This window comes from Lentzea sp. (genome assembly GCF_036380075.1).
Classification (GTDB): domain Bacteria; phylum Actinomycetota; class Actinomycetes; order Mycobacteriales; family Pseudonocardiaceae; genus Lentzea.
Map to the genome: position 1 here is coordinate 1 of NZ_DASVFL010000014.1, position 9,814 is coordinate 9,814.

Here is a 9,814-nt window from a genome sequence, read left to right on the forward strand (position 1 = left end):
GTTCCCGTCACAAGCCGCACCAAGAGCGAGCCACGCCTGAGGGGGTATGTCAAACGGCCGAAAAGCGTGGCCGTTTGACATACCCCCTCAGGCGCAGCAAGAGCTGTGGTGCGACTCGTGACGGGAACCCCACCGCGGAGAGCTTCGCTCAAAAGCCAAGAGCAAAAGCCAAAGCTGAGAGCTCGCCTTCGGCTTCGCGCTTCGCGTTAGAACTTCACCAGCATCTTGCCGGTGTTCTCGCCCTTCAGCAGGCCCAGGAAAGCTTCCGGTGCCTTGCGGACGCCGCCCTCCACGATCGTCTCCGAGTACTTCAGATCGCCCTTGGCGATCCAGGCCGCGACCTCCTCCACGAACTTCGGCTGGAGGGCCTGGTGGTCGCCCACCAGCATGCCGCGGATCGTCAGGCGCTTCGAGAGGACCTGGATGATGTTGCGCGGGCCGGTCGGGGGCTCGGAGCTGTTGTACTGCGAGATGGCGCCGCAGATGGTGACTCGGCCGTTCAGGTTCAGCGAGTTGATCGCCGCTTCGAGGTGTTCGCCGCCCACGTTGTCGAAGTAGACGTCGATGCCGTCGGGGGCGGCCTTGGCGAGCTGTTCGGCCACGGGGCCGTCCTTGTAGTTGAAGGCGGCGTCGAAGCCCAGTTCCTCGGTCAGGTGCTTGACCTTCTCGGCGGAGCCCGCGGAGCCGATGACTCGCGAGGCGCCCTTCAGGCGGGCGATCTGGCCCACGATCTGGCCCACCGCTCCTGCCGCGCCCGAGACGAAGACGGCGTCGCCCGGCTTGAACTCCGCGGTGGCCAGGAGGCCCGCGTAGGCGGTCAGGCCCGGCATGCCCAGGACGCCCAGGTACGTCGTCAGCGGGGCCACGTTGCCGTCCACCTTCACGGCGTGCTTGGCGTTCACCAGGGCGTACTCGCGCCAGCCCAGGCCGTGCAGGACGTGGTCGCCCACGGCGAAGTCGGGGGAGTTGGAGGTGACGACCTCGCCCACCGCGCCGCCTTCCAGCGGGGCGCCCACCTGGTACGGGGCCACGTACGACTTCGTGTCGTTCATGCGGCCGCGCATGTACGGGTCGACGCTCATGACCACGTTGCGCACCAGGATCTGGCCCTCGGCAGGGGTGGGGACCTCCACCTCGGCGATCTCGAAGTTGTCCTCGGTCGGCCAGCCCTTCGGGCGGGAGGCGAGTCGGACTTCCAGTGCGGTGGTCATGGTCTGGCCATCTCCATCCTGTTTGCGGATCAGTTATCCGTTTCAACCGGCTGTCGTGGACCACTGTTCCTGGATGTGAGCTAAGCCGCAGGGAGAAGTGTCGTGACCTCTCGGTAGGCGTAACCGAGCTTGCGGTACAGAGCGATGGCCGCCGCGTTGTAGCTCTCCACGAAGAGGGCGGCGGTGCCGTAGAGGGTGAGCAGGGACGACGTGACGAACTGGCACACGCGGTGACCCAGGCCCTTGCCCGTGTGGGACGGGTGGACGGCCACGCCCATCATGAAACCGACGTCCGTCGACGACCAGGCCTCTGCTGCCGTGGCGACCAGGGTGCCGGCGTCGTGGACGCCCGCCCAGCGGGCCACGCCCTTCTCGCCCGGCCAGGCCCAGGAGCTCGGGTTGGCGGCTTCGAGCAGCGGGCTCACCTGGCCGGTGTCGGTGAGCCAGCCGGCCTCGTCGGGCAGGTCGAGGGTGCCGGTGCGGTCCATCCAGCCGAACGGCTTGTTCTCCACCCACGGCGACGGCATCAGTTCGTTGACCTGCAAGGCCAGCGGGCGTTCCATCAACGGGCGCAGCTCAACGCCCCGGCCGTGCGCGGCCAGGAGCGAGGCCACGCCCTCCGGCGGGCCGGACAGGATCAGACGGCGTCGTCTGGCCAGGCACGGGGCGTGCACCGCCACCGCGCCGTGGTGTTCCCAGGCTGCACCGCCGGCCTGGAGTGCCTGGGCCGCCCAGCGGACGAGGGAGTCGTCGCTGGCGTCCTGCACCGAGGCCGCGGTGCGCAGGCGGCGCACTCAGTCCTTCTGCTTGCGGCGCAACAGCGTCCGCTTCGCGAGCGAGTCCTCCAGCGCCTGGTACGCGTCGTCCATCGCCCTGTTGTAGTCGCCCTGCGGGCGGGGCAGGACCGTCTCGTCCGGCAGCGGGAAGGTGACCATCTGCAGCCAGCGCTCGTTCCAGAGCTGTTCGACGGCCTGCTCCCAGTGCAGGGCGGCGCCCATCCGCACGACCCGTTCGCGGTCGCGGACCTCGGCGATCTGCTCCTGGGTCGCCGCCAGCCGCTCCGCGAGCTCGGCGCACCGCACCTCGTCCAGCTTGCGCTGGCGGGCGGCCGCCTCCGTGGCGATGGCGATGATCTCCTTGTAGCGCTCGACAGCGGACGCGGTGGGCACTCCGATCACCTCCTCGCTCCTGCGCTGCGACGGGACCGGGTCGAACATGGTCGTCATCATCGGGTTCATCACGCTTCTCCTGTGTCGAACGGGATGATCACTTGCGGTCGCGAGTGCTCGAACCTGTCGAAGAACAGGCCGCGGCGGGGCCGCGGTGACCACGCCATCACCTGCTCCGGTCCGAGCGACAGCAGTTCCTTGCCCTGGACGTCGAACGCCACCCAGGCGCCGATGTCGTCGTACACACCGGGTGGCAGGGCCGCCTTGAGCCGCTGCACGCCGCGCCACCAGCCCAGCACGTGGGTGCGGTTCTCCGGGCCGTGCTTGAGCACGGTCCGCAGACTGTCCAAAGCGGACGTCCTCGTCACCGGATCCTTCTGCTCCAGCAACGTCTGTGCGGCGTCGACGCCGTAGAGCACCAGGTAGTGCGGTGCCAGCGGCGTGTCCGCCTCGCCTTTGCCGATCGACTGCAGCCTGGCCGCGGTCTCGTTCAGCACGTCGCGGAAGCCCTCGATGCCGATCACCGGGGCCTCGTGTCCCGCCGCGCTCAGGCGCTTGGACAGGTGCAACGCCGAGGGCATCGCCTCCTCGACCAGGCAGGCCAGCGTGAACACCGCCTCGTGCGGGTGGTGCTGCCTGCCCAGTGACGCGGCCGCTCCGCCGAGCACCGCGGCCGCGTCCTGGACCACCGAGCCGATCACCGCGATGTTGCGGCCCGGCGTGCGGGCGAAGCGAACACGTGCCGCGCTGCCCGCGACGTCGATGACCTGTCCGAGGAGCACGGTAGGCGATGCGTCACCGGGTCGCAGGTCGGAGAAGTCCTGCACGGCGTCGATCAGCGGGATCTTGCTGCCGTCGAACAGACCGGGCGCCTGGCCGGGCTCGCGGCGCCACAGCTCGGTCTGCAGGAAGTCCATGGTGCCCTTGGACGTCGAGTCCGGGATGCGGCAGATCTCGTTGCCCGGCTTCACGCCCGACTCGTGGTTGATCACCGCGTGCCAGCGCGGGAGCTCCACCGCGGCGTCGTTCTGCGGCTCGGCCAGCACCCGGCGGGCCTTCGGCAGCGCGATGCGGACCGTGAACTGCTCGAAGATCGCCGACTTGCCCCAGAACCCCTCGATGCCCGAGACGTCCTGCGACGACAGCACGAGGTGGATGCCCTGCGAACGGCCGCGGCGCGCCACGTCCTCCAGCAGCTGCGTGGCGGCGGCGGTGACCTGGTCGCGTTCGCCGAAGAGGTACTGGAACTCGTCGATCACCGCGACGATCCGGGGCCAGCGGCCACCGGGGTCCTCGGCGCGCAGGTGCTCGAGCTTGGTGACCTCGTGCTGCTTGGCCGCGTCCGCGCGCCGGCGCATCTCGTCGGACAGGAACCGCAGCAGCGCCACGCCGAACTCGCGGTCGGTGTTGACGTTCACGCCGACCAGGCGCGCGTGCGGCAGCCACGACGGGTCCTTGCGGCCCGGCGCGAACTGCGCGAACGACACGCCCTCCTTGAAGTCCAGCAGGTACAGCTCCAGCTCGTCCGGCGAGTACCGCGCGCACAACGAGCCGAGCATCGCGTAGAGGAAGTTCGTCTTGCCGGAACCGGACGGCCCGCCGATCAACGCGTGCGGCGAGGTGTCGCCGAGCTGCACGCAGACCTGCTCGCCGTCGTCGAACCCGACCGGCGCGATGACCCCGGCCGCCGAGCTCTCCGTCCACGGCCGGTCCGGCAGCAGGTCGCCGAACGTGCCCATCCGCGACCGGCGTTCCTCGCGCTTCTCCGCGATGGCGGCGCAGGCCCGCGGCACGAGCGTCCGCGGGAACGGCGGGTCGAGCGTCACGCGCACGTGCTTGCCGGTCATCGTGCAGGTCGCGGTGCCGTCACCGCGCAACGAGACCGTCTCCACCGGCGAGTTGACCGTGATGGGGATGTCCACGATGAACAGCTGCACGCCGCACGCCAAACCGTTGCGCGCCACGCGTTGCAGCTGCTGCTGGTGTTCTTCCTTCAACGCCTTGCGGTTGCCGAACAGCACAGCGATCCGCCACGGCTCGGTGCGCCGGCCCTCACCGCTCACCGACCGCACGGTCAGGTGCCCGTCGACCAGGACCTTCGTGTGCACCTGGCGGATGTGCTCGGACAGCTCGTCGAGCAGCTCGTGCAGCCGCGCCGGGTCGTGCACCGTCAACAGGTTCGCGCGGGTCAGCGGGTAGAGGCCGGGCAGCGACCCGGTCAGCTGGCCGACGTCCCACACGTGGACGTGCACGAGTCCCGGCTGGAAGTGCGAGAGCACCCGCAGCAGCAGCGACTCGACCAGCGTGTCGGCGAGCTGCCGGCTGTCCGGAGTGGACGAGACGTGCAGGTGCGACTGGTCGAGCAACGGCACGGCGACGGGGAACGGCGCGGCCTCCGGCGCGGACGTGACGACGCCCGTGCCGATCCGCCACAGCTCGGGAACGCCCTCGCTGCCGTCGTGCGTGCCGGGATGGCCGAGCCACGACTCGTGCGGCCAGGAGGCGGGACCGCGGGCCACCGAGTTCACCAGCTCGGTCAGCTGGTCGGGGCCCGTCGTGGTCCACTCGTGGTACGACTGCTGCCAGTCGTGCCTGATCTGGGCGAGGCGGTCCTGGAACTCGGCCATCGACAGCGGTGCCTGGCGCGGGTTCGAGGGGCGCTTCTCGTCCACCACGAGGAACGGCGTCACGTTCGTCAAAGCGCTGTCCTGCAACGCTTTGTCGACGCCCATCCCGCGCACGGTGAACTCGAACACGTCCTTCGCGTGCTCCGTGGCGAGCGCCCTGTGCTCGCGCGCCACGGACCCCAGCGCGGCCGAAACGGCGCGCTGGAACACCTCGAAGGCCTCCTCGACCTTTCGCCGCCGGTCGTCCCGCCTGCTCATCACAGCTCCACGGTGAGTCGTTGTATCCGCTCCAGGGTTCCCACCATCAACTCCAGCTGATCGGGGAATCTTTCCTTGGCGCGCACGAACTCCACTGGAAGCAGCGACTCGTGGTGGTTCTCGCTCGACTCGGCCAGGATGGCGACGGCCTCGTCGAGGCCCTCCTGCGCGGACCGCACGCTCCGGTACGACTCGCGCAGGATCTCGCTCGCCTGCTCGAGCGCGGCGCGGACCTCGGCGATGGACGCCATCAAAGCCTGCTGTTGATGCCCTCGGCCCCGGAGATGCCGGCGCCGAGGTAGTTCTGCAGCTCGCTCACACCCGAGACGACCTGCTGGAACTGGGCGTTCGTCGTCTCGACGTCCGCCTGCACGGAGCCCTGCGTGACCGATGTCAGCAGTTGCTGCGCGTCCTCGGCGAGCTCAGCCGCCTGCTGGAGGGCCGACTGGCTTTGGCTCGCCTTGTCGATCGCCTGGGCAATTGCGGCACGGACCTCTTCGATGCTGGCCATGTCGGCTCCCGAACCCTCCCGGAACAGAGTGGTCGTACAACCACCCTCTGTAGAGATTGTGCCCAGATTTTCACAGTTGAGAGCGAAGATGCGCTAACCGGGTAGATGCCTGAATCCACTCGAACGGGCCTTGCTTTAATGATCAGTTAGGCGCGGCGCTGGCCCCCTGACCGAGCGTGTAGTGACGCTCACAGAAGCCCCTACAGCCTGTTGTGCGGAAGCGGCGATCGGCCGGGTGAATTACGACGGCTTCGAAGCCGCGTTGTCACGCAAAGTGCCTGCACCGAACGGGTCATCCCCCGCCCAGACCTCCACCAGAACGCGCTCGGCGCCCGGCACGAGCGCCGTGATGAGCTCCGGCTCGTCCAGAACCGTCCACGCCGTGGGCGGCTCGCACGCCACACGGGGCGTGGAGAAGCCGTCGCCCAGTCCGCGCACGAAGGTCCGGACGGCCCGTGCGAGGGCCGCGGAGACGTTGTGGGTGGCCTTCTCGGTGCTCGGCCGGGTGATGACGACGGCCCAGCAGCCCGGCTCCTCGTCGGAGCAGTCGCGGGCGTCCACGATCCGGGCGCCCGCACGGCTGATGAGCGCGTCGCACGCGGCACGCGCCTGTTGCTCGTCCGCCGCCTCGACCACCACGGTGATCAGCAGCACGAGGTCGTCTTCGTCCATGACACCCGAAATGGTGTCAGATGACCCGCCGCGCGAACTCCAGCACCCGAGTGACTCCTCCGGCCAGGACGACCGGCTACGAGGCGTAGAACGCGCTGATCTCGATCCGGCCGCCCGAACACACCGGTCCGAGCGTCCACGGCACGCTCAGCGGCGCCGTCTCGTCCGGTGGGATGGCGGCGGCCTTCGTGGGCTCCGGCTGGCACGACCCCTCAACGGGCTCGTTGCCCGCGGGGATGACGCCCCAGTGCAGGTTCGCCGAGGCCTTGCCGCCCGGCGCGAGCGTCAGGGGAGTGGGACCGGGGTCGGCCTTGCGCTCCAGCTTCGTCGGCACCGCGCCGGAGGCGTTCTCCAGCTGGAAGCCGCTGTAGCCGCTGAGCGTGCACGGCGCCGAGCCGGAGTTCGTGACGACGAACCTGCCGTAGCGGTTACCGGCGCCGGCGTCCGTCGGGACGATGTCGCCTTGGAGCGAGGCCGAGCTGCAGCGCTGCACGGCGGGCGCGGCCGCGCCGGACTCCGCCACCGGCGAGGGGGACGCGCTGGCGCTGGTGGACGGGCTGGCGCTGGTGGACGGGCTGGCGCTGGAGCTGGAGGACGGTGCCGAGGTCGGCAGCGTCTGCGACGCGTTGTCCGGCGTTCTCGTCCCGCAAGCCGTGACGGAAGCGAGCACCAGCAGTCCACCTGCGATCAACCGACGAGTCATGGGTGCACCTCCTACCACCGAAGGATGTGCCCGAATTTCCACCAGCCAACGCAACGTGCCGGAAATTCACCGGATCTGGTGGATGTCCCAACCGTCCGGAAGTTCCGACATGCCCTGCACCGCCGCGGTCCAGATGTAGGTCCACGCGATCCGGCCGTCGGGCAGCACGACGCGCACGCGCCGGTAGTCGCCGCCCTCGTACTCGTCGAGCAGCGGCAGCGCGACCTCCGGCGACCGGAGCCGCAGGACGAAGCCGGGCACGCCGAGGCCGGCGCCGGGACGCAGCGCGGGGTAGCCGAGGCCGGTGTCGAACAACGTGCCGGGCAGGTGGGTCTCCTCGGACTCCACGACGTGCGGCTCCATCAGCTGCCAAGCGCTTGCGCCCGGCTGAAGCGTGCCGTAGACGAACAGCAGCTCCGGCCAGTCGTCGGCCGACGGGTCGCCGAGGACCTCGGTCACCTCGAGTCCGTCCGTCATGGCAGGCCTCTCGCCCAGCACGCGTGCGCCCCGCTGCGACACGTCCGCGCATCGGACCATACGGCCGTTGAAGAGCACGGGCATCCGCTTCTTGGACCCCGCCGTGTAGGCGAGAACGCTGTCGATGACGCCACCGTTGTAGAGCACCACACGGCCCGTGTGCAGGCGTACAAGGCGATAGCGCAGACCGCGGCCCTCGCACCGGTCCAGCACCCGCAGTTGCTCAGGCGTGGCGAACCAGATGGAGTGCTCCTCGACGACGCCGGGCGCGCCCGCGAGAGTGGCGGGACGCTGCCCGTCACGCAGGCGCAGTCCGGCCGCCCAGACAGCAGAAAGGCCCTCGCACCGTGCGCGGAGCACGACAGCGGGGCCCGTGAGTCCGAGCTCCTCGCGGAGCCAGGTCAGCTTGCTCGGGTTGGCGTTGGAGCCGTACCCGAGCACCGGCATTCGCGCAGCCAGCGGGGGCTCGCCGTGGATTGCGAGCCATTGGTCTAGATCGATGTTCTCAGGCTCAACCCGCCATCCCGACTCCATCGTGAGATCCGGGCGCACTGGCCAGCCTGTTTCGTCCACGTGAACGAAACAGTGGTCTGGACGAGTGCCCGGATAGGGCTCCGCCGGATGGCTTTCGTCGGTGAACGGTTGGGCCATTGGTCCATTGTGCCAGTCTCAGGCCCCAGAATGCGCCCCCTGATCGTGACCCATCCGAGGTCTTTCTCGGTCTTCAGCGGAAACAGTGAGAACCTTCACTAAGCAATCGGGTGACAACTCCGATGTCTACCGGTGAAGGCTCCGGCCCGGCTCAGGGGTTGTCATAGCGCCGCTGCGCCTGCGACACCTCGGGCTGGTTGGACTCGATCCAATGGGCGAGCGCCACGAGGTGGCACGCGGCCCCCTTGCCGAGCGGCGTCAGGGCGTACTCGACGTGCGGCGGGATGACGGGCTTGACGTCCCGGTCCACGAATCCGTCGCGCTCCAGCGTCCGCAACGTCTGCGTCAGCATCTTCTCGCTGACGACGTCCTGCAGCTCCCGCCGCAGCGCGCTGAACCGCCACGACCCGCCGTCGGACAACACCTGGAACACCAGCACACCCCACTTGCTTGTGATGTGCTCCATCGTCGCCCGCTCAGGACACACGGTGACCTGCATGCTCACCTCCGAGTAAGTACCCTACTCCAAAGTAGGTACTTTCCACAGGTTAGCGCTAACCGCATGCTGGCCTCATGACGATCCTCATCACCGGAGCCACCGGCCAGCTCGGCAACGCAGTGGTCCGCTACGTCCTGGACCGCACCTCGGAGCAGGTCATCGTGTCCGTCCGCAACCCGGAGAAGTTCACGCTGACGGGCGTGGAGGTCCGCCAGGGCGACTTCGAACAGCCCGAGACCCTCGACTTCACGGGCGCGGACAAGCTCCTGATCGTGTCCGGCGAGGCCCCCGACACCGACACCCGGATCCAGCAGCACGAGAACGCCATCGCCAAGGCCGTCGAAGCCGGCGTGGGCCACATCTTCTACACGAGCATCACCGACGCCGACACGTCCACCGTGGGCGTGGCCGTGGTCCACAAGGCCACCGAGGAAGCCATCAAGGCCACCGGCATCACCTACACGTTCCTGCGCAACGGCATGTACCACGAGAACTACGTGGGAGCCCTCTCCGGAGAAACGGTCGCGGTCTCCACGAAGGACGGCCGAGTGGCCAGCGCGGCCCGGGACGACTACGCCCTGGCCGCCGCCGTGGCCCTGACCACCGAGGGCCACGAGAACCAGACCTACGAGCTCACCGGCTCGACCTCCTGGTCCTTCCCCGAACTGGCAGGCGACCGCTTCCAGGACGTGAGCGACGAGGACCTGATCGCAGCCGGCGTCCCGGCGATCTTCGTGGACTTCTTCAAGGCGATCCGCGAGAACGTCTTCGCCGAGGTGCGCCCGGACCTGGAGAAGCTGCTCGGCCGCCCCTCCCGCCCGATCGCCATCTGACACCCAACCCAAGCGATGCCGAAGGCGAGCCGTCACCCCTGACGCCGACCAGAGCCGGTGAACCCACCCGTTCTTGTGCGATTGGGGCTTGACTTTGGGTGCGAGGTGCTACCCCTCTCGGGCTCGGCCGGTCGCGAAGCGTCCGGCCGTTTTCCGGCCGACCACAGCGCCTCGCAAGGGCCCCGAAGTCAAGCCCCAATCGC

At 69.0% G+C, this 9,814-nt stretch carries 11 protein-coding genes; 1 reads left to right on the forward strand and 10 read right to left on the reverse strand.

The window, feature by feature from the left end; all coding sequences use genetic code 11:
- Nucleotides 1-206: 206 nt before the first annotated feature.
- From VF330_RS01340 to VF330_RS01385, 10 genes are all read right to left on the reverse strand, one after another.
- Nucleotides 207-1,211: an NADP-dependent oxidoreductase gene (locus tag VF330_RS01340; protein WP_330849602.1), complete on the reverse strand. Its 1,005-nt coding sequence runs from the start codon at nucleotides 1,209-1,211 to the stop codon at nucleotides 207-209.
- A gap of 80 nt (nucleotides 1,212-1,291) precedes the next feature.
- Nucleotides 1,292-2,005 carry a GNAT family N-acetyltransferase gene (locus tag VF330_RS01345; RefSeq protein WP_330849603.1) on the reverse strand — a complete coding sequence of 238 codons (714 nt, stop codon included), beginning with the start codon at nucleotides 2,003-2,005 and terminating at the stop codon, nucleotides 1,292-1,294.
- On the reverse strand, nucleotides 2,006-2,449 hold the full coding sequence (locus VF330_RS01350) for a hypothetical protein (protein WP_330849604.1): 444 nt from the start codon (nucleotides 2,447-2,449) through the stop codon (nucleotides 2,006-2,008).
- Nucleotides 2,449-5,265 carry an FtsK/SpoIIIE domain-containing protein gene (locus VF330_RS01355; protein WP_330849605.1) on the reverse strand — a complete coding sequence of 939 codons (2,817 nt, stop codon included), beginning with the start codon at nucleotides 5,263-5,265 and terminating at the stop codon, nucleotides 2,449-2,451. The genes VF330_RS01350 and VF330_RS01355 overlap by 1 nt, the downstream gene beginning before the upstream one ends.
- Entirely contained in the window at nucleotides 5,265-5,516 is a 252-nt protein-coding gene (locus VF330_RS01360; RefSeq protein WP_330849606.1) for a hypothetical protein, read from the reverse strand. Before VF330_RS01360 ends, VF330_RS01355 begins: the two co-directional genes overlap by 1 nt.
- A complete protein-coding gene (locus VF330_RS01365) occupies nucleotides 5,516-5,776 on the reverse strand; it encodes a hypothetical protein (RefSeq protein ID WP_053731857.1) in 261 nt (86 codons plus the stop codon). Before VF330_RS01365 ends, VF330_RS01360 begins: the two co-directional genes overlap by 1 nt.
- Nucleotides 5,777-6,016: 240 nt before the next feature.
- A complete protein-coding gene (locus VF330_RS01370) occupies nucleotides 6,017-6,448 on the reverse strand; it encodes a hypothetical protein (RefSeq protein WP_330849607.1) in 432 nt (143 codons plus the stop codon).
- A 76-nt stretch (nucleotides 6,449-6,524) separates the two neighbouring features.
- Complete coding sequence (locus VF330_RS01375; protein ID WP_330849608.1) at nucleotides 6,525-7,151, reverse strand: DUF4232 domain-containing protein; 627 nt, start codon at nucleotides 7,149-7,151, stop codon at nucleotides 6,525-6,527.
- 66 nt (nucleotides 7,152-7,217) lie between these two features.
- Nucleotides 7,218-8,075, reverse strand: a complete 858-nt coding sequence (locus tag VF330_RS01380; protein WP_330849609.1) for a gamma-glutamylcyclotransferase — start codon at nucleotides 8,073-8,075, stop codon at nucleotides 7,218-7,220.
- 355 nt (nucleotides 8,076-8,430) lie between these two features.
- Complete coding sequence (locus tag VF330_RS01385) at nucleotides 8,431-8,778, reverse strand: helix-turn-helix domain-containing protein (RefSeq protein ID WP_330849610.1); 348 nt, start codon at nucleotides 8,776-8,778, stop codon at nucleotides 8,431-8,433.
- Between the two features lie 74 nt (nucleotides 8,779-8,852).
- Between VF330_RS01385 and VF330_RS01390 the strand changes: the two genes are divergently transcribed.
- Complete coding sequence (locus VF330_RS01390) at nucleotides 8,853-9,611, forward strand: NmrA family NAD(P)-binding protein (protein ID WP_330849611.1); 759 nt, start codon at nucleotides 8,853-8,855, stop codon at nucleotides 9,609-9,611.
- The last annotated feature ends 203 nt before the right edge of the window (nucleotides 9,612-9,814 follow it).